This window comes from Mesorhizobium sp. M7A.F.Ca.US.008.03.1.1 (genome assembly GCF_003997495.1).
GTDB lineage: Bacteria > Pseudomonadota > Alphaproteobacteria > Rhizobiales > Rhizobiaceae > Mesorhizobium.
Window position 1 is genome coordinate 94230 of record NZ_RZRU01000013.1, and the last position, 26335, is coordinate 120564.

Below are 26335 nucleotides of genomic sequence, written 5' to 3' on the forward strand. Positions count from 1 at the left end.
CTCCCCGGGGCCTGGGAGTGACGAGATCGCGCCCGAGTCCTCAAGCCCTTCGCAACGCCTTGGGTCTTGCCGCGGCGCGTTGCCCACCGGGTTGCCCACTGGCGGCAAATCGCGATCGCCGCACCGCAGTCTATCCCCGTTATCCACATATGTGACACACAAGATGTTGGGGTCACAAAAGCTACGCAAACGAATCCTTGACGGCGCAAAACGAGTCGCCTTTTATAGGCCATGCGCTCCTGTTGAGAGTGCGACCGGAAAGTTCTGAGCCCGGTCTTTTTCCCGGATTATGTGCGTTTTGCTCGCATTTCCGCCTGTTTACGAGGCCGGCGGAAGCGTTGGATTGTGGGGCGGTTGGGGTCGATAGGGACAATTGTCGGGCTTGAATAAATTGTCTGTTAATACTATATTTAGTGTTTGCAGGTAGGTTCGACGCTAGATAGTGTGAATTTCCCTCGATCGAGGGAATCGGAAAAAATCAGTTTTGAGGGACCCGTGGGTTCGTCGGCGCGTTGGACAGGCACTTCGCAAGGAGTTTGACCAGCAGGGCCGGCGGAGGCTGCGAAATGGAGAGCCGGCCGTTTTCGAACGCCGGCAGACGGCGGACATGCGCGTTTCGCATCGGGGGCAGAAATCCCTGGGGAAAAGCGCTATATATAGACAAAAGGGACCGGACCAATGCGCATCGAGCGTCGTTTCACCAAGCCAGGACAGTCTGCCTATGCGGAGATCGAATTCCGCAAGGCGCTTTCGGAGATCAAGAATCCGGATGGCTCGGTGGTGTTCCGCTTGGACAATATCGACGTGCCGGCGCAGTTCTCCCAGGTCGCAGCCGATATCCTGGCACAGAAATATTTCCGCAAGGCCGGTGTTCCGGCGCGCCTGAAGAAGATCGAAGAGAACGACGTCCCCTCTTTCCTGTGGCGCTCCGTCGCCGATGAGGCGGAACTCGCCAAGCTGCCGGAAGCCGAGCGCTACGGTTCCGAGATCGACGCCCGCCAGGTCTTCGACCGGCTTGCCGGCACCTGGACTTACTGGGGCTGGAAGGGCGGCTACTTCAAGGGGTCGGAGGAAGACGCGCGCGCCTTCCGTGACGAGCTCGCCTACATGCTGGCCACCCAGCGCGTGGCGCCGAATTCGCCGCAATGGTTCAACACCGGCCTGCACTGGGCCTATGGCATCGACGGGCCCAGCCAAGGCCACTTCTATGTCGACCCGTTCACCGGCAAGCTGACCAAGTCGAAATCCTCCTACGAGCATCCGCAGCCGCATGCCTGCTTCATCCAGGGCGTGCAGGACGACCTCGTCAACGAGGGCGGCATCATGGACCTTTGGGTGCGTGAAGCGCGCCTGTTCAAGTACGGCTCCGGCACCGGTTCCAACTTCTCGCTGCTGCGTGGCGAAGGCGAAAAGCTGTCGGGCGGCGGCCGTTCGTCGGGCCTGATGAGCTTTCTCAAGATCGGCGACCGTGCGGCGGGCGCCATCAAGTCGGGCGGCACCACGCGCCGCGCCGCCAAAATGGTCATCGTCGACGCCGACCACCCCGATATCGAGGAATTCATCGACTGGAAGGTCAATGAAGAGCAGAAGGTCGCCTCGCTGGTGACCGGCTCGAAGATCGTCAAGAAGCATCTCGAAGCGATCATGAAGGCCTGCGTCAACTGCGAAGGCAATGGCGACGACTGCTTCGACCCGTCGATCAACTCCGCGCTGAAGCGCGAGATCAAGGCGGCCAAGAAGTCGGCCGTGCCGGAGAACTACATCTACCGCGTCATCCAGTTCGCCAAGCAGGGCTATAGCTCGATGTCGTTCAAGACCTACGACACAGACTGGGATTCGGATGCCTACCTCACGGTTTCGGGCCAGAACTCCAACAATTCGGTGTCGCTGAAGGACAATTTCCTGCGCGCCGTCGAGGACGATGCGGACTGGCACCTCACCGCCCGCAAGGACGGCAAGGTGCTGAAGACGCTGAAGGCGCGCGATCTCTGGGAAAAGATCGGCTACGCCGCCTGGGCGTCGGCCGATCCGGGCCTGCATTTCAACACGACGATGAACGACTGGCACACATGCGCATCGGCCGGTGCGATCCGGGCGTCCAACCCGTGCTCGGAATACATGTTCCTCGACGACACGGCCTGCAATCTCGCCTCGATCAATCTGCTGCCCTACCGCAACGCCGACGGCACGATCGACATCGCAGCCTACGAGCACACGGTGCGGCTGTGGACCATCGTTCTCGAAATCTCGGTCATGATGGCGCAGTTCCCGTCGAAGGAGATCGCCAAGCAGTCCTACGAATACCGCACGCTCGGCCTCGGCTATGCCAATATCGGCGGCCTGCTGATGACGTCGGGCATTCCCTACGACTCCGATGAAGGCCGCGCCATCTGCGCCGCACTCACCGCGATCATGACCGGCATGGCCTATGCCACCTCGGCCGAGATGGCCGGCGAACTCGGCGCCTTCGCCGACTACGACCGCAATGCGCAGAACATGCTGCGCGTCATGCGCAACCATCGCCGTGCCGCCTATGGCGAGAAGCAGGGCTACGAGAAGCTCGCCGTCAACCCAGTGCCGCTGGTCGCCTCCGACCTGAAGCAGCAGGACCTAGCCACCCACGCCAAGGCCGCCTGGGACCGCGCCATCGAGCTCGGCGAGGAGCATGGCTACCGCAACGCGCAGGCGACCGTGATTGCGCCGACCGGCACGATCGGCCTGGTCATGGATTGCGACACCACCGGCATCGAGCCCGACTTCGCGCTGGTGAAGTTCAAGAAGCTGGCCGGCGGCGGCTACTTCAAGATCATCAACCGCGCCGTGCCGGAAGCGCTCCGCACGCTCGGCTATTCCGAAGCCCAGATCGCCGAGATGGAGGCCTATGCGGTCGGCCACGGCAACCTCAATCAGGCGCCGGCCATCAACCCCGGCGCGCTCAAGGCCAAGGGCTTCACCGACGACAAGATCGCCGCGCTCAACGCAGCCTTGAAATCGGCCTTCGACATCAAGTTCGTCTTCAACCAGTGGACGCTCGGCGCAGACTGGGTGAAGGAGACGTTCGGCTTCACCGACGAGCAGCTCAACGACTTCTCGTTCGAGATCCTGCCGGCGCTCGGCTTCTCCCGGAAGGACATCGAGGCCGCCAATATCCATGTCTGCGGTGCGATGACGCTGGAAGGCGCGCCCTTCCTCAAGGCCGAACACCTGGCGGTGTTCGACTGCGCCAGCCCGTGCGGCAAGATCGGCAAGCGCTCGCTGTCCATCAACAGCCACATCCAGATGATGGCGGCGGCACAGCCTTTCATTTCCGGCGCCATCTCGAAGACCATCAACATGCCCAACGATGCGACGGTGGAAGACGCCAAGGGCGCCTATATGCTGTCATGGAAGCTGGCGCTGAAGGCCAACGCGCTCTACCGCGACGGCTCGAAGCTGTCGCAGCCGCTCAACTCCTCGCTGCTCGCCGATGGCGAGGACGACGAGGATGAAGCCGTCGAGCAGCTGCTCGCCGCACCTGCGGCAGCACGTGCCGCACAGATCACCGAGCGGATCGTCGAGCGCATCATCGAGCGCGTGTCGCGCGAGCAGGAAAAGCTGCCCGGCCGCCGCAAGGGTTACACGCAGAAGGCCAAGATCGGTGGCAACACCATCTTCCTGCGCACCGGCGAATATGACGATGGCCGTCTCGGCGAAATCTTCATCGACATGAACAAGGAAGGCGCGACCTTGCGTGGCCTTCTCAACAACTTCGCCATCGCCATCTCGCTGGGCCTGCAATATGGCGTGCCACTCGACGAATATGTGCACGCCTTCACCTTCACCAAGTTCGAGCCGGCCGGCATGGTGCAGGGCAATGACGCCATCAAGAGCGCGACGTCGATCCTCGACTACGTGTTCCGCGAACTGGCGATTTCCTATCTCGGCCGCAACGATCTCGCCCATGTCGACCAGTCGGACTTTTCCAACACCGCACTTGGCCGTGGCATCAGCGAAGGCAAGACGGATGCGGTCTCCAAGGGCCTGACCCGTGGCGCCTCGCCGGTGAAGCTGGTGTCGCGCGTCAGCGGCAACGATCCGAAAGGCTTTGCGGCTCCTTCGGGCGCCCCTGCCCGCTCGGCACCGACCGCCTTTTCCGGCTCCAACGTGCTGGCTTTGAAACCGGCCAGCGACGAAGCGGTCGCCTACAAGCGCGACTATGAGGAGCGGGCAAAGGAACTGGCCGAGGACATCGCTTTCGAGGAAGCGGCGGGGGCTGCTTCCGATACCACGGCTGCGCTGTTCACCGACGTTGCGGCCGTTGAGGCGGCCGAAGCCAAGAAACTCGCCAACGACCGCCGCGCCAAGTCGCTGCTCCAGGGCTACACCGGCAATTCCTGCTCCGAATGCCAGAATTTCACCATGGTGCGGAACGGGACCTGCGAGAAGTGCGATACGTGCGGATCGACGAGCGGGTGCAGCTGAGGCAATCCGAAACGCCCAAACCAACCCAAAAACCCAACATCATCGGCCCGGTCGCAAGACCGGGCCGATGCGTTTAGGTCAAAACATGATTGATCATATTACCGTTGTGGTGAGCGATCTTGAGAAGAGCAAGCTGTTCTACGAAAGGGCTTTTGCGCCCTTGGGATATCGCCTCTCCTTCGGCAAGGACGGCGTGTTCTGGGCCTTTGATATCGGCGCCGGCAGCCTGTCCGAGATCCAGCGATGGGACAGCGAACCGCCGCTGACACGTGTGCATGTCGCTTTCCGGGTGAACAGCAAGGCAGACGTCGAGGCGTTCTATCGAGCTGCCCTCGAGGCCGGTGGTACGGACAATGGCGCACCCGGCCCGCGGCCGGAATATACAGCGAATTACTACGCCTGCTTCATCCTTGATCTCGATGGCTACAACATCGAAGCCATGCTCAATGAACCATGACGCGAGCGTGAGGCTGGCCATGCCTTCGGCTTGCCAGCTCAAAGCCTCTCAGCATGCCATCTCAGATGGTCGTCCATGAAGCTGGAGATGAAAAAATACGAGTGATCGTATCCATCCTGCATCCGCAGCTTCAGCGGAATGCCGGCTTTGGTGCAGGCCGCTTCAAGCAGCCAGGGCCTCAGCCCGTCGTCAAGGAATCCGTCCGACGTTCCCTGATCCACCAGAAATTCGGGGAAACGGTATCCGTCATCGATGAGCGACGTCGCGTCGCAGGTTCGCCACGAAGCCTCATCCTTGCCGAGATACTTCTCAAAAGCCGGTCTCGACCAGCCGGCGGTGCTTGGCTGGGCGATCGGGGCGAACGCCGAACAGCTCTTGAAACGCCGCGGATTCTTCAAGGCAATCGTCAGCGCGCCGTGCCCGCCCATCGAATGGCCAAAGATAGCCTGGCGCGCCATATCGGCTGGAAATTCAGCCGCGATGAGAGCTGGCAACTCCTCGGTGACATAGGAATACATACGATAGTTCGTCGCATAAGGCTCTTGCGTCGCATCGAGGTAGAAGCCGGCGCCGGAGCCGAACTGCCAGTTGTCTTTTTCATCCGGAATGTCGGCCCCGCGCGGGCTGGTGTCGGGACAGACGACAATCAGGCCAAGCTCGGCGGCCATGCGCCTGTACTCGCCCTTGTCCATTACATTGGCGTGGGTACACGTCAGGCCTGAGAGATACCACACAATTGGACAAGGCGTTTCCCGCGCCTGCGGAGGTATGAAAACGGCAAAAATCATCTCGCAATGGCAACTCGTCGAGAAATGAGAATAGACGCCCTGCACGCCGCCATGGGCTTTCGCTTGAGAGATGATTTTCATGTGTTCTCCACGTTGCGGGTCGGATGACGGTCGGCCCCACCACTGCCATCCAGCGGCAAGCACTTGCGTCCTGCCATCGTATGGTTCTTGTGTCGACGGATCTCAGCGCGGAAAAAGAACCTCGCCCATTCCGAGCACTGCATTGTCCCCGCCATATTTGTGCGGTGCGCTCCCCAGAAGCGGCCGTTTCAAAATGCCCTCGGCGATCAGATGACGATCGATGATGGCGGCGAAAACGCTCTCGGGTGCGCCACATTCGACGAAGCTCGGCGACATGCGTGCCGGCGTGCGATCGAGAAGGATCGAACCGCGACGCATCAAGTAACCGGGCATCTCACCGGTGCCACCGGCCACCACCAGGGTGCCGGCGATCATGCGGCTGCCGGCATGGTCGCCGGAGCCTTTCAGCACCGCAACCAGGCCGCGCCGCATGCGGTCCGCGGCGAAGGCGCCCGCCTTGCCCCTGACGATCAACACACCGCCGTTCATGCCGGCCAGTTCCCCGACGAGCGGCGCACCGAGGTGGTCGCCGGCATTGCCCGTTATCTCAAGCCTGCCGCCGCGCATGCCGGAGCCGGCATATGGACCCGCATTGCCTTCGATCGTCAGCTTGCCACCGCGCATGGCGCGCCCGGCCTGGGCGCCGGCATTGCCAACGAGGCGAACCGACCCCGCCCGCATGCCTTGCGCCACAAGGTCAAGGCGCGCGCTTCCACCTTCGAACACGATGCTTGTCGGATCGCTGCCGGCGACGCGAAAAATATCGCCCACCTTCGATCCGTGCTTCGACATGCCGATCTGGATTCTTTCGACATCGCGCCTTTCGATCCCGGCCAGCCGCTCCGGCGTCAGCGGCGACAGGTCGAGGCGCTCCGGCGGCTCGGCAACCAGGGTGAAGGTCAGCGCCTTCATGGCAGCATATCCTTCAGCGAGTAGATGAATTTTCCGAGCTTGCCGCCGTAATTGCCGGCGCTGATCCGCACCGCGCCTCTTTTCGGTCCGAGCTCTATCACAGCCTTGATGCCCGCCTTCATCGCGGCGGCAACGGCCTCATTGGTCTCACCATCGATGACGATTTCCAGGACGGCGTTGATGTCGGGACCGAGCTCACTCGCGACGACGCCGCGCAGCGTCGGCGCGTAGGCTTCGTTGGCCGAGGCGATCATCCCTTTGTATTTGCCACCTATCTTGGAACCCGAACGGGCAATGCCGCCCGGAAACGGCACGATGGCGCCAGGCACCATGCCGATCGCACCGACCGCGGCCTCGGCAGCGGCCAAAGCGTTGGCGCTGCTTTGCGCCATGACAAAGAAATTGCCGCCACCGACAGCTTCCTTCGTCAGTCCGGTCGTTGCTTCGCACAGGAACTCGCCATCCATGACGGGAATACGCCAGAAATGCCTGTCGCCGATCTTCTTGGAGATTTGCCAGCCGTCGCCAAAATAACGCAGCGCCGAACCCAACTTGAGCTCGGCGCTGCCCTGCAGCCCGGCAAAGCAGGCGGAACCCGGCGAGGTCAAAACGCATTGGCCGACACGATTGAGCAGTTGTTTCTGCAATTCGTCGGTTCCCATCGCGAAAATCATGACGCGGCAGCCGGGCCGGCCATCCGGTGTGGCCGATGGCGGCAGGTCGAGATCGATTGCCGCTTCGCAGCCGCAACCGATCACCGAGGTGGCGAAGCCGGTCATCGTGACCGCCGCCTGGCGAGCCCATTTCCGGCTCGGAGCGGTGATGACGATGGCGGTTGCGCGCATGCCGAAGGCTTCGGCGAAGGTATCGTCGATCGTTACCCCATTGACGCTCATGTTCGGCATGGCACCTCGCCGAATGGCTGTTCGCGCGCAATCGCGGAATCCGGAAAATTGAACCAGTCCAGCGACAGGCCGTAGCGCTGCTGGTGATACTCCTCGAGCCGTCGCACCATTGCCTTGTCGACAGGTGGCTTGAGCCTCAATGCCTTGCCCCAGCGGTAATGGACGATTTCCCCGTCTTGCACGACGAGATCGCCATCCTTGAAAACATACGCCGCCCGTCCGAGCATTTTCGCGATACTGCGGTCCCTGCGGTAGATAGCGATGTCTGCTGTTGCGCCGGCGCCGAGATGGCCTCGATCCGTCAAGCCGAGCAGCTTGGCTGGCGCCGCGCGCGTCATGATGGCGATTTCCTCGAACGTGTATTCGCGGTCAATTGCGGCCAGGGTAGAGAGCGCCAGGGCGGATCGTGAAAGTCCGGCGGTCATTTCGGTGCGCGCTTCCCGGCTCATCAGCAGTTCGAACAGCGCCGGATAAGCGGTAAAAGGTGCACCGTTGGGATGATCGGTGGTGAAGAATACACGCCAGGGATCGTCGATCAGGAGAAAAAGCTCGAGCCCGATCGCCCACTGCATCGTGCCGTAGAAGTCCTTGCCATAGCTGTAGGGCACAATGCCGCCGCCATTGCCGTCACCATCATGAATGACGGTCTTTTTCGGGTGCGCGCTGCCACGCGCCGAAAACTGCCGCATGACGTCGGAGGAGACCGTGACCGTCTGGCCGAACATTACCTGGCCGATATCGATGGTGACTTCCGGTGTCGCGTTGACCAGTTCGGCAAGCCGTGCGGCGGCGGAAGAAAACCCGCGTTTTCCCTCGGTGCCATAGCCATAGAACTGGAGGTGGGCCAGGTGCAGCGGCAGCCCATCCGCCGCTGCAATCGTCGCAGCCGCCGTATCCGCCGATCCGGGGCTGCCCAGATTGTTGCAATGGACGTGCAAAGGATGCGGCAGGCCAAGACTGTCGACGGCGGCCTGCAGCGTCTTGACGATCTTGCGCGAACTGACGCCATAGGAAGGCACGACATCGTCCAGCGAGAAGGTGCGGACGTTCTCCTTGAAGGCGGCCGCCGCACCGGCGTTGATCACCTTGACCCCAAGCGCCCGCGTCGAAGCCACCGTCCAGGCGACATAGTCCTCGATCATCGTCCGGGGGGCGTCGTCGCGGATCATCGACAACAGGAAATCGTCATTGCCGAGAATGGCGAGGGTCGCTTTGTCGATGATCGGGATGTCAGCCAGTTCGAGATGCGTGTGAAGCGCCGCTCCCGGCGACATCGCCGGCTCGACGACCGTCGTAAAGCCCATCTTTGCGTAGAGGCAGCCGGTCTGGAACGTCGACCAGCCGGCATTGGAGAGCGGCGTCGTTGCTGGCCTCACCTGATGGGCGGCATGCTGTTCGGGCAAGAGCAGCCGCGCGGTGTTCACATTGCCGCCACCGATGTGGGAGTGGATGTCGATGGCGCCAGCCATCACGATGCAGCCGCTGGCTTCGATGGTCCGGTCGGCCGCCCCTCCCGCCGGCGCCGGAACGATCTTGTCGTCCTTGATCCAGAGGTCGCCTTTGCCGAGACGGCCGTTGACGGGGTCGATGATGTCGCCGCCGGCGATTTTCGTCAGCATGGCAGTGCCTCGGCGAAAGCGTGGGTAGCGATCAGGCGGATGATCGTCGCGGCGGAGGGCAATTGCGAGGCCGCTTGCGCATCGATCGACCTGAGCGAGCCCGTGCGGCTGGAGTAGACAACCGCATCGTGATCGAGCCCAGCTTCGCCGATGGCGATGGTGACTGCGGCGCCGGCAACCGGCTTTTCCGTTTTCGTCAGCACAATCAGCGCCATGCGTGCCCTTTTTTTCTGCGGTTGGGCCGTTGCGGCGGAGATCCGCAGGTGTAGGTCGGCTTCGCCGGCAGCGATCATGCGCGCCACATCGCAGCGCCAGGGATCGAATTCCGGGAAGCCGCGCGCAAAGCCGGTGCGCAGCGGAAAACCTGTCATCCAGGCCGAGGCGAGCGTGCTTCCCCACCCGTTTTCGTTCGCCGGCAGATGGAGGCCGGATGCGCGCGATTTGCGATTGAGATCGGCGATCAGTCCTTGCAGCATCTCCAATGCCAGGCCTTCGGCGGCGTGGCCTGAAAACAGGAACACGGGAAAATGCGCGGCCGCCAGAGCTTTGGCGAAATCATTGAAATTCGACACCGGTTGCGATGTACGCTGCCCTTTGTACTGTGCCCTCAGTGCCGCCAGCGTGGCGGCGAGGCTAGCTTGGCCACAGGAAAGTCGCGTTGCCTTGCGCCCGTCGTTCAGCGGCGGCACAGACATCCCGTCTGGGCCTACCACGAAGAACGCGCGCTGGTTCCCGGTCGAGAGGTCGGGAACCGTCCCAGCGAGTTCGCCAACAAGACCATGCTGGATCCGCGGGAGCTCGCCCACGATCACCACGACATCGGCACGCCGGCGCGTCTCACCGGGGGCGACGGTCATTGCCCCCTTGTCCGTAAAAAGCGCGGTCTCTCGGGCAAGTGCCGCGCCATCGGCATGGTCGTATGCCGCGCCAGCCCGCTCAGCCAGCGCGATCGCCGCCCTCGTGCCGTCTATATCCGTATCAAAGCTGAGAACCGGGCACCGACTTGACGACAATAGCGACGCGGCATGCGCAGCCGCGTGCTCAATCAGCACTTCCCGGTTGCCGATCCAAGCAACCGCCATTCGCTAGACTACTTTCTGGTGCCAGCCCGATCCTAGACGAAACTGGATTGGCCGTGAACCCCACCTTGCAGCGGACAGCGAATGTTTTCATACGGTCAACAAATTGCGACCCTAGTCATATTTGACGTAAGCGAAGCGTTGGTCGGTCAGCGGAGTGCCTTCCAGCGCCCCGCCTTCCTTGGACGGCTGCCACTGGACAACATCCTCGATCTTTTTCGCCAACTCGAAATCCTTGTCGGTAATGCCTTTCGCCGCGTGGTTCATCAGGCGCACCTCGACCCAGGCATAGGAGGCGGTGATATCGGGATGGTGCCACGCCGCCTCGGCGAGATGGCCAACAGTGTTGATGACCATGAGCGTCGATTTCCAGCTATGGGTCTTGTATTTGCGCCGGATCCAGCCGTTTTCATAACGCCATTTCGGCAGCTCCTTCTCAAGCCGGTCGGCGATCTCGGCTTCCGAATAGACCTTTTCCTTGACTGTCTCGTTCATCTCGACCTCCGCGAATTGCTCGGTCTGTCTACGCGCCGGAGCCGGCAAACACGTGGATGCATTCTCTTTGGCTTGCCCCATCGACGAAAACAGTTATCATGGTACCGGGCACCTAAACTTCCATGATGCATCCATGATGCACCCATCGGGGGGCAGATGTCGAATTCTGTTACCATACGAGTGCCCGCTCGCCTGCACCTTGGCTTCCTTGATCTTAATGGCGATGCCGGACGGCGGTTCGGCAGCGTCGGGCTTCCATTGAGCGAACCCGAAACCGTCGTCACCCTGTCGCGGTCCGGCGAGACCATCGTCGAAGGCTCCGAGAGCGCCCGCGCCAGCGAGCATCTGTCGACGCTCTGCGGGCATCTCGGCATTCGCGGCCAGCACCATCTGGTGGTCGAGCAATCGATCCCCAGTCATGCGGGTCTGGGGTCCGGGACGCAGATCGCCCTTGCCGTCGCCTCGGCATTGCGCACTCTCCATAATTTGCCTCTGGATATCGTCGGCGACGCGAGCCTGCTCGAGCGGGGCGGCCGATCCGGCATCGGCATCGCAAGTTTCGAAGATGGCGGCGTCATAGTCGACGCCGGCAAGAACGACCGCGGCGGAACGCCTCCGGTCGTCGCGCGGCTGCCGTTTCCGGAAGAGTGGCGCGTCATCCTCATCCTCGACCATTCCGGGCATGGACTGCATGGCGCTGCCGAGGTCGCGGCGTTTCGTTCGCTGCCGCCATTCCCAACGGCAGGCAGTGGGGAGATCTGCCGGAGGGTGCTGATGGGCATTATGCCGGCTTTGGTCGAGCGGGACCTTCCGGCATTCGGCGCCGCCGTCACCGCGATACAGATGCTGATCGGCAGCCATTTCGCCCCGGCGCAGGGCGGCGTGTTCACCTCGAAGCGGGTCGAGATGGCGGCCCACTGTCTCAATGAAGCAGGCGCCGTCGGCATCGGCCAGAGTTCCTGGGGGCCGACAGGTTTTGCGTTCGCGCCATCGCAGGACGCCGCACTCAAGTTCGTCGACGCGGTTCGGAAGACGACAGTTGAAGACGGCCTTGAGATCAAGATCGTCAAGGGCAGGAACTCCGGCGCGAAGATCAGCTCAACCAGGCTGAATCTCGTCGGCAGCTGACGCTTCAGTTTCAGGCAGAAAGGCAAGAAATGGCCCGCAAACACATCCTGCATATGCTGACACCGTTGAAGCAGATGAGCCCCTTCGACGTGAACATGGCGCTCGACGCAGGTTTCGACGCCGTCGTTCCCTATGTCGATGTAGGCCTCGCCGAAGTGACAGGACTGGTCCAGGACGCGATCTTTTCGCGCCCGCCGGATGCGGGTGTCGACACCGGCATCTTCATCGCCGGGAAGGATGCCTCGTTGGCGCTCGACATGTTCGACGCCGCGAAGAAGGCGATGGTGCCGCCTTTCCAGGTTTCGGTATTTGCCGATCCGGCCGGCTCGTTCACCACGGCCGCGGCGATGGTGGCCAAGGTCGAAAAGGCGCTGGAGAAGAAATTCCAGCGTGCGCTCAGGGATACGAGGGTGGCTGTTTTCGGCGCCACCGGCGTCGTCGGCTTCTGCACCGCCGTCATCGCGGCAGGGGAAGGCGCCCGGGTCACACTTGTCGGCCATGACGGCATCGAAAGGGTCAAGCAGATCGCGGCCGAGATCGAAAGCAGGTTCAACATCATCGTCGATGCCGCTGACGGATCGAGCGACGCCCGCAAGACAAAGCTGGTCGAGGCGAACGAAATTATCCTGGCTTGCGCCAAAGCTGGCGTCCAGGTGGTCTCCAAAGCCCAATTGAAAGGCAATGGCCTGCTTATTGCGGCCGACGTCAATGCCGTTCCCCCGGCCGGTATCGAAGGATTGGCCGTCAATGCCAATGGCGATCCACTCGAAGCGGCAAAAGCTGTCGGCATTGGTCCGCTTGCCATCGGCAATGTCAAATATAAGGTAGAATTCGGTCTCTTCAAAAGAATGATCGAATCCGAAAAGACGATCACGCTCGATTTTCAGGAAGCGTTTTCCCTTGCACGCGAGATTGCCAAGTAACGCCGGATCTCTTTTGATCGCGGCAATTTCAGGCCGGGCGCTGGCCGCCGCCGCGCGTCGCGCCGGCTATCGTCCGCTGGTCGCCGATTTCTTTTGCGATACGGACACCGTCGCGCTCGCAGAACGCGCGACGATATTGCCAGGCGACCTGCAAGGGGGCATCGACGGCGAGCGCATCATCGACGCGCTTCGGCGATTGGCTGGCGACGACCTGCCGGTCGCCATTATCCTGGGCTCAGGGTTTGAGCGGATGCCTGAGACCGTGGACAAGATCGCGCGACGCTTTCCGCTCGCAGGCAATGGCGGCGGCGCGATCCGCAGAATCAAGGATCCGCAGTTGCTGGCCGATGATTGCGCCGAACTCGGCATCCCGCATCCGCAACTGCGATGGGACCAGCCGCCTGATCCCGAGAACTGGGTGGTAAAGACAGCGGGCGGCGCCGGCGGCGGGCACGTCAGACGAGCAGCCGGAGAAAGCCCGACCGCCGGCCGCTATTTCCAGCGCTTCGTCGCCGGACGCAGCGTCTCGGCCCTGTTCGTCGGCAATGGCCAAACCGCGCACGTCGTGGGCTTCAGCCAACAATGGACGTCCCCCTCCCCGAAAGCGCCCTATCGGTACGGCGGCGCCGTGCGGTTGAGACGCTTCGATCGCAGACAGGCGGCGGTCATCGGCGGTTGGCTCTCAAGTCTGACGCGGCGCGCCGGCCTGGTTGGATTGTGCAGCGCCGATCTCATCCGCGGGCCGGATGGCTACAAGTTCATCGAGATCAATCCGCGGCCGGGCGCCACCCTCGACATTTTCGACGATGTCGACGCGCCATTGATCGAAGCGCATTTGCGCGCCGCGACGGGCCAGGTCTTCCGCTTGCCGCGCTTCGTCGATTCGATGGCGTCGATGGTGACCTACGCCGCGACGCCAATCACTCACTTTCCGTCGGTTGCCTGGCCTGAATGGACAGCGGACCAACAGTCGGCCGGCACCCGTCTGATTGCCGGCGACCCTGTCTGCACGGTCTTCGCGCGCGGCCCGAGCGCCCAATCGACCAAGCGGCTTATCAAGGGACAAGCCAATCAATTGCAACTCCAATGGGAAGGAGACCGGACATGAAAGACGGTTCGGCATTCCTGAACGACAATGCACAGCGCATCGTTGACGGCATGATTGGCGACGCCGAACGCCTGCGTATCGTCGTTTCCAGGGGACCATTGGGCGAGCGCCTGATCGATGCCGGCGCCAAGACCGTCGGCAGCGTCGAGGCCGGGATGCGCATGGCTGAGGCTGCGATGGGCGGTCTCGGCAGCGTTTCGGTTTTCATGGATCGCGCGTCCCAGCAATGGCCGTTCACCGTCGAAGCGCGATCTTCGCAGCCGGTGCTAGCCTGCCTGGGCAGCCAGTATGCGGGCTGGAACCTGTCTGGCCAGGACTATTTCGCCATGGGATCTGGGCCGGCGCGGGCACTCGCCCGGGTCGAACCGCTGTTCGAAACACTTTCCTATCGCGACATCGCATCGTCCGCGGTACTTATCCTGGAGACGGCCGAACCGCCTCCCCGCGCGATCGTTGAGAAAGTGGCCAAGGCAACCGGACTGGCGACGGAAAAGCTCACCTTTCTCTATGCGCCGACACAAAGCCTTGCCGGCGGCGTGCAGATCGTTGCGCGCGCGCTCGAGGTTGCCCTGCACAAGATCAACGATCTCAAATTCCCGCTGGAGAACGTTGTCGACGGCATCGGAACGGCGCCGATCCCCGCCCCCCATCCGGATTTCCTAACCGCGATGGGCCGAACCAACGATGCCATCATCTATGGCGGCAGCGTCCAGCTCTTCGTGAAAGGATCCGCGAAAGAGGCTGGCAAACTTGCGGAAAAACTTCCCAGCAGCGCCTCACGGGACTACGGCCAACCCTTCGCCGAGATCTTCACGCGGTTCAAGGGCGATTTCTATGCCATCGACCCGCTGCTGTTCAGCCCGGCCGAAGTGATCGTGACAGCGATCGAAACCGGCGATACGTTTCGCGCCGGTCGGCGTGATCTGAAGATGCTCGAACGAAGTCTCGGCTAGAGCATGACGGTGCAAAGAGATTCGTCTGTCATTCGCCTGCCCGACGACCGCATTTCGTGCAGCCCCGCAGCGGACTCGGCGGTGACGGGGTGGAATCGCTCGCGACGCCGACATTCCCGTACCCGAGAGGCCACATGATCCCTCGCATCCTGGTCGTCAGCGACAAAGTGGACACCGGCTCCAACGGCCTCGCGGCAGGGCTTGGTCGGCGGGGCGCCGCCGTTACAGCCGTGCCGCTGGCGGCCATCGCATTCGACACCGGCAGCCCGAGCGGACTTTCGATCCCCGGCTTCGGCGGCACGCTGCCCGACGCCGTGCTCGTCCGTTCGATTGCCGCCGGATCGTTCGAAGCGATTACCCGGCGCCTCGGCGTGCTGCACGCGTTAAGCAGACTGTCGGTTCCTGTGTGGAATTCCGCGCAGGCGATCGAGCGATGCGTCGACAAGTCGATGACGACATTCCTCTTGAAAAATGCCGGCCTGCCTACGCCACGCACCTTTGCCGTAGAAGGACTTGCCGTCGCCGAGGAGATCGCGGCGCAAGAGCTTACGCGGGGACCGCTGGTGCTGAAACCATTGTTCGGGGCGCAAGGCCGCGGGATAAAGCTGATCCGCACGCTCTCGGACCTGCCGCCCGCAGAAGAGGTGAACAGCGTCTACTACCTCCAGCAATATGTGTCGCGTGCCGGTCCGCCTTTCCGGGATTTCCGCGTCTTTGTCTGCGCCGGCGAGACCGTGGCGATGATGAGCCGCATCAGTGACGACTGGATCACGAACGTCAACCGGGGTGGCGTGCCTGAACAGGTTTCCGAACATGGCAAGGCGGAACTGGCGTCGCTGGCCGTCGCCGCGTCAGCCGCGGTTGGCGCGGATTTTGCCGGCGTGGACATCGTGCGGGCTGACGACGGCAATCTGTTCATACTCGAAGTGAACAGCATGCCCGCCTGGTCGGGATTGCAATCGGTTGTCACCGTGAACATCGCCGAGGCAATCGCCGATGCCTTGCTGAAACTCCTGGCCGACCGCGCCGAAGCGGCCGCCGCGCCGCGGCCCTACCGTTTTGCCGCGCCTGCGAATTCGTGAGGGCCGGTAGGATGGCGGTTTCGCGTGAATGCCTCCGGGCCAGCTATAAGGACGCCTGCAGGATGGAGATCGAAGCCCTAAAACCGGGCAACGTCCATCTGTTCGCCGACGGACACGGCATGTCCGCCGCCCAGTTCATGACAAGTGCGGAGGTTTCCTCCGGGCCGCTGACCGATCCTCGTCTGCCGGTCGGACAGCGCATGCTGGAGGCGGTGCGCGCGACGCGACTGGCGGTCGCAACCAATACCAATCTCGGAATCATCCTCCTCACAGGGCCTCTGATATGCGCCGCCGAAATGGGCGGTGACAGACTGCGAGACAATCTCGATTCGCTGCTTCGGGCCTTGAATGCGCAAGATACCAAGGCGGTATTCGAGGCGATCGTCACAGCCGCGCCAGGCGGCCTCGGAGAAGCCGCCAACGACGTGCGGCAGGAGCCGAAGGTTCATTTGCTGGACGCGATGCGAGAGGCCGCTGACCGCGACATGATCGCCCGCCAGTACGGCAGCTGTTTCGGCGACGTGTTCGGGGTCGGGCTCGCGGCGCTGGATGGAGCGTTGGCACATGGAGAAACCGGCATGTGGCCGACGGTATTCGTATACATGGCGTTTCTCTCCGGCTTCCCCGACAGCCATGTGATGCGCAAGCACGGCGTTGACGTCGCAAATCAGGCGCGGCAGGAAGCCGTTGCCGTTCAGGCTGCGCTCCATGCCGAGGGCGACGAACCGTCGCGCATTCGTCTGCTCATGGAGTTCGACCGCCGGCTGAAGGCCGACAACATCAACCCCGGCACCTCGGCCGACCTCACCGTGGCTACTCTTTTAGTCCACACCCTCGCCCTCACCTTGCATAATCGCGGCGTTGGTGCTTGACTTCCAAAAGCGGAAGCTGTGCTTCCGCGGCTATCTAGCCAACCGGTCCGGGCAAATCCGGACGCTGCCAACAAGGATAGCTGTCCATCGAGCGCCTGCTCGGTTGCAGCGTCCGTGGACATCATAATTGTGTCTTGGAGGAAATTGGCATGGCAAAAATCTCAAAGGTTATGGTCGGTGAATCGCTGGTGGGAGACGGCAACGAGGTCGCGCATGTCGACCTGCTCATCGGCCCGCGGGGGAGCGCGGTCGAAACGGCATTTTGCAACGCGCTTACCAACAACAAGGACGGCTTTACTTCGCTTTTGGCGGTGATCGCGCCCAATCTTCAATGCAAACCCAACACCGTGATGTTCAACAAGGTCACGATCAAGGGCGCCAAACAGGCGGTCCAGATGTTCGGTCCGGCGCAGCACGCCGTGGCAAAGGCCGTGCAGGACAGCGTTGCGGACGGGACCATTCCGGCCAACGAAGCAGACGACGTGTTCATCTGCGTCGGGGTATTCATCCATTGGGACGCGGCGGACGACGCCAAGATCCAGAAATACAATTACGAGGCGACAAAGGAAGCTATCCAGCGCGCCGTGGCAGGAACCCCGACCGCCGCCGAAGCCACGGCCCAGCGCGACAAGGTCAAGCATCCGTTCGCAGCCTAGACAAGAGACAGCCCCGCACAGGAAAAACCCTCTTCTGAGACGGATGGTCTGTTGCGTCGGCTGAAAAAAGTTCTGGGCTTTTGAAACGTCAACTCCCGAAGGGCGCACGCCCTTCGGGAGTTGACGAGCAACGATGATCAGGCGCCGAGTGACGCGAGGCGGCCGGGCGTGAGCGTAGCGTTGTGCAATGAGGTTGCGACCAGCGCCGCGGCGACGCCCATTGCGGACAAGGCCCTGATATCGTTCTCATCGCGGACGCCGCCGGCCGCGATGACGGCGCGATTTCCGGCCTTGGCCTTGACCTCCTGCAACCGCCCGAAGTCGGGACCGGCGGCCGCACCGACCTTGGCCAGCGTCATGACAATCACCTTTTGCGGCCAAAGCTCGGGCTCATCGAGAAGAGAACGCGGTCCGCAAAAACTATCGCCGACGAAATCAAGCGACAGGATGAGATCGGGATGATCGCGAAAACGCCGCAGCAACATGTCGTCCTGCTGCGATTCAGAGCCCAGAACAGGAGACAGCGAGCGTTCGGCAAGCGCCGCCAAAAGTGTCTTTTCGTCGGCCACGCCGGCATCGACCCAAAGTTCCGGCGGCTCCGCCATCGTCCTCAGCCGGGCGAGTGCGTCGCTGTTTGGCGCACCGCCTTCGATAGCGTCCAGATCTGCGATGTAGAAGGTCGAAAAAGGATAAAGCCCACGCAGTCCTTCAGCGACCGCGACGACATCAGGGCTTCGGCTGAGCGGCGTAACGATCGGCCTGTAGCGATCGCGTTTTCCCTGCTGGGCGCGAACCACCACGCCATCTTTCAGGTCGAGAACCGGAATGATACGCAACGCTTTACTCACCGACCAATTGCCTCCGTCATGAAAGCTTGAAGCGTGGAAAAAAGAAAGGGCATCATTGCCGGTTTCGACATTGGCGGCGCGCATCTGAAGGTGACCCGCGCACAAGACGGTCGCATCGTCGAGGCGGTAACGATCGCAACGCCGCTGTGGCAAGGGCTGCACAAGCTGGCTTCAGCCCTCGACGAAACGGCTCCGATCTACGCGGGTGCGGATCTCAACGCATTCACCATGACAGGCGAACTGTCGGACATCTTTCCGTCCCGCGATGTCGGCGTAGCGGCTCTGCTGGGTCAGATTTCCACCCATTTCCCCACAGACAAAAAGCTGGTCTATGCTGGACCATCCGGCTTCGTCGGGGTCGAGCGGGCAGCGCAGCTAGCCGCCGATGTGGCTTCCGCCAATTGGCACGCGACAGCCTTGTTGGTGGCAAAACTCGCCGGCGATGCCCTGTTCGTCGACATGGGCTCCACCACCACGGATATTATCGCCATCAAGAACGGCGCCGTGGCCAATGACGGCTACACCGATGCCGGACGGCTTCTAACCGGCGAATTGGTCTATACCGGCTTTACTAGGACATTCCTGTTCGGCGTAGCCTCGTCGGCTCCCGTCCATGGCAGGCTAACGCCGCTGATGAACGAGTATTTCGCCTCGATCGCCGACGCTCACCGCATCCTGGGCGTGCTCGACGAGGAGGACGACAGGCACCCTCCCGCCGACGGCAAGGAAAAGACCGTGGACGGCTCGATCGCGCGGCTGGCGCGCATGGTCGGGCGCGACGCCACTGACCTGACCCCGCCGGAATGGGGTGAAGTCGCGCGCTGGTTCAGCGAGCAGCAACTGCGCAAAGTGCACGATGCAGCGGCGCTGGTTGCCGGAACCCTGCCTCGGGATGTCCCGATCGTCGGCGCCGGAATCGGCCGCTGGCAGATCAGGCGACTGGCCGAACGCATGGAACGCAGTTACGTCGATTTCGCCGACATCATCCCCGCCGATGACACCGTTCGCAGACAAGCGAGCAGCGCGGCACCCGCGTCCGCGGTGGCACTTTTGGCTGGATATCCTTCGTAAGCAGTTGGCTGGATATCCTTCGTAAGTAGGTTGCGGCGCTCGCGCCTATGCTCGCGCGTCCTCGCTACCGGAACCTTTGGCGGTCAAGTGATCGCTGACACGCTGCATCAGCCAGCCCCAGGCTTCCTTTTCACCGTCGCCTGCTGTCTTTTCGATGGCGATCGAAAGGTAGGCGATTTCCGCCTCGATCTTGTCGCGCGGCAGCATGCCGAGCCGGCTGACCAGAATGGCCAGCTCAAGCACCGCCGCCTTGGCTCGGTTGAGGCCGGTGAACGGCGCAAGCGCTTCCTCCCGCACCACGCGGCAGAAATAGCGAGGACGCACGCCATTGTCATCGACCGCTTGGACTTCGAGGCCCGAATACGCCAGCGCCGACTCGAGCCTCGGCACCGGAAACCCGTCAACCGGAACGGTTGGCCAATGCTTGCGGCCTGTCAGGCAGCCGGCAAAGACACGCACATCGTCGGTATAATTGGCGATGGCGAACGGCACTTCGGCAAGATTGTCGAGCGTGACCGACGGCCGGAAAGGCGCGATCACCCAACCGTCATTCTCGGCAATGATGCCGATCGGCGCGATGTGGACGTTGCCTGCCTTGTTGACCGTCGTGATGATCGATTCGCGAATGTAGGGCATGATCCTAGCGCTCTTTCCTCGCGCGGAGCGTCTGGCCCGGCTCGGCAAGACGGGTACGGTCGGTTTCGGGAGCCGGCGCGGCAACGCCCCATGCGAGCGGCTCGTCCTGCACATAACGCTTGCCGAGGCGCCACGCGATCTCCGCTTTCATCAGTTCCGCGCCGAGGTAAAAAGCATGTGCACCATCGGCGTTGACATCCAGCCCGGCAAAAAGTTCGAACGTATCCGTGGCAACCGCATGCCCTTTGCTATTGAAAACATGGATGCCGTCCTCCGCTACCGCGATCCGGAAGTTGGCGTCGCGCACCTGGGCCGCCAATGCCTCGATATCGTCGGTGGAGGCTGTGAAGGGCTTGCGATCGTGGATCTGCAACAGCCCTGGGTGATAGCCGCGCGGCAACGCGCCGTCCGTGCAAGCAGCCAACATGACGCGGCGGGCGATATCGTGCTCCTCGATCGTCCGCACCGTGTGTGGGCTGACATGCACCGCCAGCACGTTTCGGATCCGGAGTTCCGAGCAGAGTCCCGTTAAAACGGCGGTCACGCCGGAACTGTCCGCGTCGGTCAATTCGGTGAGATTGCCGGTGCCCATCAGCAATTCGACGTCCGGCCAGCGGCGCCGTGCCTCGATGAAGCGCCCGAGTGAAACGGCGAAGCCGAAATGGATCGGGTCGAGCACGGGATCGGCAATGAAGTCGACACCGGCCTTTTGCGCGGCTTCGATGGCCCGGCCGAGCGAATCCAGATCGCCAGGCGTGGACGGTATCAACACCGCCGTAGCCCTGTGATCGAAGATCAACGGGAGCGTGTTCTCATCGAGGCTGAGAAGATAGTCCGCGCCGGCGCGCGCCCCGATCGCCAGTTCGTCCACGCTCGCCGAATCGACGCTGACCATAAATCCCCGTGCCTTGAGCGCCCGCACAGCCTCCGCCAGCAACGGAAACGGCGTCTCCGGCAGGCAGCCCAGATCGATGACATCGGCGCCGGCCGCAGCCAACATCGAGGCCCTCGCCATCAGCGCCTCGACCGACAGCATCGGCGCATCGACGATCTCGGCGAAGATGCGCATATCGTGACGCGTCAGATCCGGCGGCTTGCCCGCCCGGCCAAGGAAGGCTGGAAGGTCAGCGATCTCGTCGGGGCCGCGCACAAATGGCACGCCGAAATGCTCCGACAGGTGCTCGATGATTCCCCGATAGCGTCCGGGCAGGATGATGCGGTCGACGTCTCCTGTCAGCGTGAGCCGACGCTTCACAATGTCCTCGCTCATCAGCGCGGCGACCTTGACGCCGACGTCGACGATTTCCCACGCGAATTCGGTTCTGCCCAGCCCGGCCAGCAGCCGTTCCAGCCGCGCCTTGGCCAGATGGCCGGTAAGAAAAACCAGCCGCTCAGCCATCGCTTGCGAGTTCGGCCTGGCGCCGTACGAGCGAGGCTTCGAGATCAGCGAGCGACTCGACCACCTGGGTCCGCTCGAAATTCTTCAACTGCTTGGTATTTTCCAGGTCGATCCTGCGCGGATAGACCTTGACCAGCCCGTGCGGTGCCTGGGTCTCGAGTTCCGGCGCGGTGTCGCAAGCAAAGACGATGGCTGGCACACGGCACTTTCCCGCTTGGGCAAAGACATTGGTGGCGAGCGTGTCGGAAATGCCATGCACGCATTTGGCGACCGTGTTGGACGTGGCCGGCGCCACCACGACCGTGTGATAGACACCGTGGTAGAATTCGCCGACCGGGATCGCGCTCGCGGTCTTGTCGTGCAGCACGCGCGTCGTCTCCGGGAAATCAAGTTTAAGCTTGTACATGCGCAGCACTTCGTTGGCGGCCTTCGACACGAAGACATCGCAATGTTCGAGTTGGCGAACAAGTGCGAAGCTCTCCGTAAAAAAATGCCCGGAACCCGTCAGAACCCACGCCCAGCGCGGCACATGCAGCTTCACCATCGGCTATCCCGCCTTCTTTGCCGACGACCCTGTTGAAGCCACGATCCGGATGCCGGGCAACTTGCCCAACGCGAGCATCGCGCCGGCCTCGGCAGCATCCTTCGGACCGGCGAGATGGAAATCGACGCCGTCGGGCAGCATGGCGGCAAAGCCTGGGTCGACAATGCCTCGGGTCCTCAGGCTGTCAGCGGTATCGCCGTCGAAGAACGCACCGGTCTGCTTGATAAGCAACAGCGCGTTCGCGCCAAGCTTGCCGGCAAGCCAGGCGGCCAGAGAATCGGAGGTAATGTCCCACGAGGCCGGAACATCCAGCGCCGGCAGTGCCAGTGACGACGGCAGCCACACCGGAACCTTCCCCGCCTCCAACGCTCGCCCGATCTCGTCCAGCGACCGGGCCGGCGTCAGCCTTTGGTCCCGGTCGAGGATGACATGGCCGAACTGCTCCATGGCCAGGATCGCCATGGCATGAGCGGCGGTGTCGGAAAAATCCATGCGGGTCTGCGTCTCGCGCACATGATCGGCAAAGAGCCCGCCGCCGGGCACGATGACGATCGGCAGCCTGGAACCCGCCAGCGCTGCGATCCAGCTCTTCATCTCCGCCGCATGGGCCGTGCTGCCGCCAAGCTTGACGATGGCCCTTCGGAGCATTTCGGGGCGTTCCTGGCGCGGCCGGAAAACAACGCTTCGGTCTTTTCGGCCAGCAGTGCCGGAGGCCGCGCCGCGTCCCGCCGATTGGCGCTTGCGTTCGATCTCGACGCCGACGCCGCCGGGACCGAGCTCGAGCTTTTCCACCCTTACCGTGACGCGCACGACACGCTGGTTCTCCAGGACGTGCGCTGCCACCTGCTCGGCCAAAGCCTCGCTGAGCTGGATATGGCCCCGCGCGACGATGGTGCGAATGCCGTCCATGATGATGTCGTAGGACAACACATGGCGCATGTCCTCGGGATGGTCGGTGATTTGCAGCACGTCGGCGGTCACATCAAAGCGCACTTTTTGAGTATGGCCATGCTCGAAGCTGTAGGCACCGATCTGAACCGGCAGTACAAAATCCCGCACAAAAATCCTGTCCGTGCCCAGTGCCGAATCGGTGTCCGGCGAATAGCCTCTCGCCGCCAACAGGCGATAGTCGATACTCGATTGACCGCCGGTCGCGGATTCCGCCGGGACCAACTCGCGAATCTGCGAGACCGCCTCGGCGCTGATCGAACTGGTGCGACCGGAATGGCCACACAGCGCCCCCCGAAAGCCGAGAAAATCGGGAGCGAAAGGCAAGAGACGCGGAATATCCGGAGCTTCCAGCGATCCACTCAGGCCGACCATCAGACCGAGCGATTTCGTTCGATCGACGAATCCCGGAATGCGCTCCGGCGGCAGATGATCGAGCAGCCGGCCCTTCCCCTTTTGCGCGGTATCGACCATCACGCCATGGAATCGATGCCTGGCGAACATCGGCAGAAGCTCGAAGTCCGGCGCCAAATCGGCAAACAGCACGGCAATCAGCTTCGTTCGTGCGGCGAGCGGTTCGAGCGCCTGTGCGCAGGCAGAGATATTTGCCGAAGGAAAAAATCCGATCTTCACATAATCGACGCCGGTCGCCGCGATCTCTTCGGCCTTGATGCGGATCGTTTCAGGTTCCATCGGCAGGTCGCCGCAGACCGCGCTGACCGGAGCCCGACCAGCGATGAACGAAATCGTTCGGCGCATGGTTTCCGTGGACACCGCGCCCAGGGCTCCCGCCTTCGGGTCCTTCAGGTCGACGATATCGACACCTCCAGAAAGAGCGATCTCCGCCTCTTCGATGCCGGTGACGCTTGCCAGCATTCTGGTCATTTGAACAGTTTCTCCAGTTTGGAGGACAAGACGTTTTTATAGAGGCGGTCGATAACCCTGCGCCACGTCACGTCGGTGTTGCCACGCGAATTGACGCCGGCGACCTTCCGCACCGTTCCGGCAGGCGCGAAAAGTCCCCCGATAGGGTTTGATAAATTTTGCGGGTCGGCTAAGCTGATCATGGGCACCTTGACTTGGCGCGGGGCCGGCAACCGTCGGACCTTTGCGCAAGAATGGGTAATTACTATCGATGACGAGCGCGGTGCCAGGCACTCTCGCTGCCTTTTTGTGCTTTTTTTCCCTGACCGTCAACTTTTCCGACGCGACAGGCCAGGAAACGGTGGCGAAGCCGGAAAAAGAGACAACTGAAATCAAGATAGGCTATTTGCGGGCCTACGCACCGCAATTGACGCTTTCCATGCTCGACCTGCCGCCACGTGACGAAGGTGTCGCCGGCGCCGAGGTGGCGATCGGCGACAACAACACGACGGGAAAGTTCACCAACCAGAAATTCAGCCTCGACGTGACCGAGATCAAACCCGAAGGCGACGCGGTTCGGGCATTCGAGGACCTGATCGCCAAGGGCGACCGCTATGTGGTCGCCGATCTTTCAGCCAGACAATTGCTGTCGATCGCCGACATCGCCCGCGACAAAGGCGTGCTGATCTTCAACGTCGGCGCCACCGACGACAGCCTTCGCGAGGAGGACTGCCGCATCAACGTTTTCCACATCGCGCCGACGCGCAGCATGCTGGCCGATGCGCTGGCGCAGTATCTCATGGTGAAGAAGTGGCCGAATTGGGTGCTGCTCTATGGATCGCATGAGCAGGATCATCTCTATGCCGATGCGTTGCGCCGTGCGGCAACCCGCTTCGGCGGCCAGATCGTCGCCGAGAAGGAATTCAAGGACACCGGCACAGCCAGGCGCACCGACACCGGCGCCACGCAGATACAGCAGCAGATTTCCGTGTTTACGCAAGACCTGCCGGAGCATGACGTGGTGCTTGTCGCCGACGAAAGCGAGGTTTTCGGAACCTACGTGCCCTATCGCACCTGGACGCCGCGGCTGGTCGCCGGCACGGCCGGTCTGGTTGCATCGTCGTGGCATCCCGCCAGCGAACAATGGGGCGGCATCCAGATGCAGAGCCGCTTCCTGAAGACGACGAGCCGGCGGATGCTCTCCAAGGACATGTCGGCCTGGACGGCGGTGCGTGCCGTCGGCGAGGCCACCACGCGCACCAAGGGCGACGATGCGAAAAAGATCGGCGACTATATACGCTCGGACGATTTTTCGGTTGCTGCTTTCAAGGGGCAGAAGCTGACCTTCCGCAAATGGAACCTCCAGCTTCGCCAGCCGATCTTGCTTGGCGACACCAAGTCGGTCGTCTCGACATCGCCACAAGAGGGCTATCTTCACCAGGTCTCCGAACTCGACACGCTCGGTGTCGATCAGCCGGAAACGAAATGCGCTCTCAAGTAGAGCAATCGGGAGGAATTTGCGTGCAGAAACGAGCTTGCGCATTCGCCATTCTCGCGGCCGGCCTGACAGGCAGCCCGGCATCGGCCTATACGGCCTACGTTTCCAACGAGAAGGACAACACGATGACCGTCGTCGACACGGCGACGATGCAGGTGATGAAGACCGTCGAAGTCGGCCAGAGGCCGCGCGGCATCACCATCTCGCATGACGGCAAACTCGTCTATCTATGCGCCAGCGATGACGATACGGTCCAGATCATCGATACCGCGACACTTGAAATCGTCGGCACGCTGCCATCCGGTCCCGATCCCGAATTGTTCGTCCTCTCGCCTGACGGCAAGACGCTTTATGTCGCCAATGAGGACGATAATCTCGTCACCGCCATCGACGTCGAAAGCAAGCAGGTCCTGGCCGAGATTCCAGTCGGCGTGGAACCGGAAGGCATGGGTGTCAGCCCCGATGGCAAGACCATGGTCAATACCTCGGAAACCACCAGCATGGCGCATTTCATCGACACCGGCACGCATGAGGTGACCGACAACGTGCTGGTCGACACGCGCCCGCGCTTCGCCGAATTCAAGCCCGACGGCTCGCAGGTCTGGGTCAGCGCCGAGGTCGGCGGCACCGTCAGCGTCATCGACAACGCCAAACGCGAAGTGGTGAAGAAGATCCAGTTCGCGATTCAGGGACTGCGGGCCGAAACCATCCAGCCGGTAGGCATCGCCATCAGCGCCGATGGCAAGAAAGCCTATGTCGCGCTTGGCCCGGCGAACCATGTCGCGGTGATCAATACCGACACCTACGAGGTGGAGAAATACATCCTTGTCGGCCAGCGCGTCTGGCATCTGGCCTTCACGCCCGACCAGAAAACGCTGATCAGCACGAATGGCAATTCCAACGATATCACCTTCATCGACACGGCCACCGACGACCCGGTCCAATCGCTCACCGTGGGCCAGCAGCCCTGGGGTGTGGTCATTTCGCCCAAATAGCAGACATATGATC

Annotated in this window: 24 protein-coding genes; 12 read left to right on the forward strand and 12 right to left on the reverse strand. The window is 62.1% G+C overall.

Annotated features, from left to right (window positions below; genetic code table 11):
* Nucleotides 1-678 precede the first annotated feature (678 nt).
* Entirely contained in the window at nucleotides 679-4461 is a 3783-nt protein-coding gene (locus tag EOA16_RS19155; RefSeq protein ID WP_127259674.1) for a vitamin B12-dependent ribonucleotide reductase, read from the forward strand.
* Nucleotides 4462-4546: 85 nt separating this feature from the next.
* On the forward strand, nucleotides 4547-4918 hold the full coding sequence (locus EOA16_RS19160) for a VOC family protein (protein WP_127259747.1): 372 nt from the start codon (nucleotides 4547-4549) through the stop codon (nucleotides 4916-4918).
* Between the two features lie 38 nt (nucleotides 4919-4956).
* On the opposite strand, the gene fghA is transcribed toward EOA16_RS19160, so the two are convergent.
* The 6 genes from fghA to EOA16_RS19190 form a co-directional block, all read right to left on the reverse strand.
* Nucleotides 4957-5787 carry an S-formylglutathione hydrolase gene (gene fghA, locus EOA16_RS19165; RefSeq protein ID WP_127259748.1) on the reverse strand — a complete coding sequence of 277 codons (831 nt, stop codon included), beginning with the start codon at nucleotides 5785-5787 and terminating at the stop codon, nucleotides 4957-4959.
* Between the two features lie 102 nt (nucleotides 5788-5889).
* The gene (locus tag EOA16_RS19170; RefSeq protein WP_127259675.1) at nucleotides 5890-6699 is read right to left on the reverse strand and encodes a formylmethanofuran dehydrogenase subunit C; all 810 of its coding nucleotides are present in this window, start codon (nucleotides 6697-6699) and stop codon (nucleotides 5890-5892) included.
* Entirely contained in the window at nucleotides 6696-7604 is a 909-nt protein-coding gene (fhcD, locus tag EOA16_RS19175; RefSeq protein ID WP_127259676.1) for a formylmethanofuran--tetrahydromethanopterin N-formyltransferase, read from the reverse strand. Before fhcD ends, EOA16_RS19170 begins: the two co-directional genes overlap by 4 nt.
* A complete protein-coding gene (locus EOA16_RS19180; protein WP_127259677.1) occupies nucleotides 7592-9223 on the reverse strand; it encodes a formylmethanofuran dehydrogenase subunit A in 1632 nt (543 codons plus the stop codon). Before EOA16_RS19180 ends, fhcD begins: the two co-directional genes overlap by 13 nt.
* Complete coding sequence (locus EOA16_RS19185) at nucleotides 9217-10305, reverse strand: tungsten formylmethanofuran dehydrogenase (RefSeq protein WP_127259678.1); 1089 nt, start codon at nucleotides 10303-10305, stop codon at nucleotides 9217-9219. The genes EOA16_RS19180 and EOA16_RS19185 overlap by 7 nt, the downstream gene beginning before the upstream one ends.
* 111 nt (nucleotides 10306-10416) lie before the next feature.
* Entirely contained in the window at nucleotides 10417-10797 is a 381-nt protein-coding gene (locus EOA16_RS19190; protein ID WP_127259679.1) for a 4a-hydroxytetrahydrobiopterin dehydratase, read from the reverse strand.
* A 156-nt stretch (nucleotides 10798-10953) separates the two neighbouring features.
* Here EOA16_RS19190 and EOA16_RS19195 point away from each other — a divergent pair, with 156 nt between their 5' ends.
* From EOA16_RS19195 to fae, 7 genes are all read left to right on the forward strand, one after another.
* Nucleotides 10954-11925, forward strand: coding sequence for a beta-ribofuranosylaminobenzene 5'-phosphate synthase family protein (locus tag EOA16_RS19195; protein ID WP_127259680.1), 972 nt, complete (start codon nucleotides 10954-10956; stop codon nucleotides 11923-11925).
* Nucleotides 11926-11954: 29 nt separating this feature from the next.
* Nucleotides 11955-12848 (forward strand): NAD(P)-dependent methylenetetrahydromethanopterin dehydrogenase, encoded by an 894-nt coding sequence (locus EOA16_RS19200; RefSeq protein WP_127259681.1) that lies wholly within the window; start codon nucleotides 11955-11957, stop codon nucleotides 12846-12848.
* A gap of 13 nt (nucleotides 12849-12861) precedes the next feature.
* A complete protein-coding gene (locus tag EOA16_RS19205; protein ID WP_127259682.1) occupies nucleotides 12862-13956 on the forward strand; it encodes an ATP-grasp domain-containing protein in 1095 nt (364 codons plus the stop codon).
* Complete coding sequence (gene mch, locus EOA16_RS19210) at nucleotides 13953-14909, forward strand: methenyltetrahydromethanopterin cyclohydrolase (protein WP_127259683.1); 957 nt, start codon at nucleotides 13953-13955, stop codon at nucleotides 14907-14909. Before EOA16_RS19205 ends, mch begins: the two co-directional genes overlap by 4 nt.
* Nucleotides 14910-15043: 134 nt before the next feature.
* A complete protein-coding gene (locus EOA16_RS19215) occupies nucleotides 15044-15991 on the forward strand; it encodes a RimK family alpha-L-glutamate ligase (RefSeq protein ID WP_127259684.1) in 948 nt (315 codons plus the stop codon).
* A gap of 11 nt (nucleotides 15992-16002) precedes the next feature.
* Nucleotides 16003-16863, forward strand: a complete 861-nt coding sequence (locus tag EOA16_RS19220; RefSeq protein WP_127259685.1) for a triphosphoribosyl-dephospho-CoA synthase — start codon at nucleotides 16003-16005, stop codon at nucleotides 16861-16863.
* Nucleotides 16864-17012: 149 nt separating this feature from the next.
* Nucleotides 17013-17519 (forward strand): formaldehyde-activating enzyme, encoded by a 507-nt coding sequence (fae, locus tag EOA16_RS19225; protein WP_013532036.1) that lies wholly within the window; start codon nucleotides 17013-17015, stop codon nucleotides 17517-17519.
* 137 nt (nucleotides 17520-17656) lie between these two features.
* Here the strand turns inward: fae and EOA16_RS19230 are convergent, their stop codons facing one another.
* Nucleotides 17657-18367 carry a HisA/HisF-related TIM barrel protein gene (locus tag EOA16_RS19230; protein ID WP_127259686.1) on the reverse strand — a complete coding sequence of 237 codons (711 nt, stop codon included), beginning with the start codon at nucleotides 18365-18367 and terminating at the stop codon, nucleotides 17657-17659.
* Between the two features lie 33 nt (nucleotides 18368-18400).
* On the opposite strand from EOA16_RS19230, the gene EOA16_RS19235 reads away from it, so the two are divergent.
* Entirely contained in the window at nucleotides 18401-19438 is a 1038-nt protein-coding gene (locus tag EOA16_RS19235) for a hydantoinase/oxoprolinase family protein (RefSeq protein ID WP_127259687.1), read from the forward strand.
* A 45-nt stretch (nucleotides 19439-19483) separates the two neighbouring features.
* On the opposite strand, the gene EOA16_RS19240 is transcribed toward EOA16_RS19235, so the two are convergent.
* From EOA16_RS19240 to EOA16_RS19260, 5 genes are read right to left on the reverse strand one after another with little or no spacing between them, the layout of a single operon-like run.
* Nucleotides 19484-20074 (reverse strand): DUF447 domain-containing protein, encoded by a 591-nt coding sequence (locus EOA16_RS19240; protein WP_127259688.1) that lies wholly within the window; start codon nucleotides 20072-20074, stop codon nucleotides 19484-19486.
* Between the two features lie 4 nt (nucleotides 20075-20078).
* Nucleotides 20079-21473: a DUF6513 domain-containing protein gene (locus tag EOA16_RS19245; RefSeq protein ID WP_127259689.1), complete on the reverse strand. Its 1395-nt coding sequence runs from the start codon at nucleotides 21471-21473 to the stop codon at nucleotides 20079-20081.
* Nucleotides 21466-22017, reverse strand: coding sequence for a flavoprotein (locus EOA16_RS19250; protein ID WP_127259690.1), 552 nt, complete (start codon nucleotides 22015-22017; stop codon nucleotides 21466-21468). The genes EOA16_RS19245 and EOA16_RS19250 overlap by 8 nt, the downstream gene beginning before the upstream one ends.
* A gap of 3 nt (nucleotides 22018-22020) precedes the next feature.
* The gene (locus EOA16_RS33240) at nucleotides 22021-23850 is read right to left on the reverse strand and encodes a (5-formylfuran-3-yl)methyl phosphate synthase (protein WP_127259691.1); all 1830 of its coding nucleotides are present in this window, start codon (nucleotides 23848-23850) and stop codon (nucleotides 22021-22023) included.
* Nucleotides 23847-24032, reverse strand: coding sequence for a hypothetical protein (locus EOA16_RS19260; RefSeq protein ID WP_164754323.1), 186 nt, complete (start codon nucleotides 24030-24032; stop codon nucleotides 23847-23849). The genes EOA16_RS33240 and EOA16_RS19260 overlap by 4 nt, the downstream gene beginning before the upstream one ends.
* Nucleotides 24033-24100: 68 nt before the next feature.
* On the opposite strand from EOA16_RS19260, the gene EOA16_RS19265 reads away from it, so the two are divergent.
* Both EOA16_RS19265 and EOA16_RS19270 read left to right on the forward strand, forming a co-directional pair.
* Nucleotides 24101-25330: an ABC transporter substrate-binding protein gene (locus EOA16_RS19265; protein ID WP_127259693.1), complete on the forward strand. Its 1230-nt coding sequence runs from the start codon at nucleotides 24101-24103 to the stop codon at nucleotides 25328-25330.
* Nucleotides 25331-25350: 20 nt separating this feature from the next.
* Nucleotides 25351-26322, forward strand: coding sequence for a YVTN family beta-propeller repeat protein (locus EOA16_RS19270; protein ID WP_127259694.1), 972 nt, complete (start codon nucleotides 25351-25353; stop codon nucleotides 26320-26322).
* The last annotated feature ends 13 nt before the right edge of the window (nucleotides 26323-26335 follow it).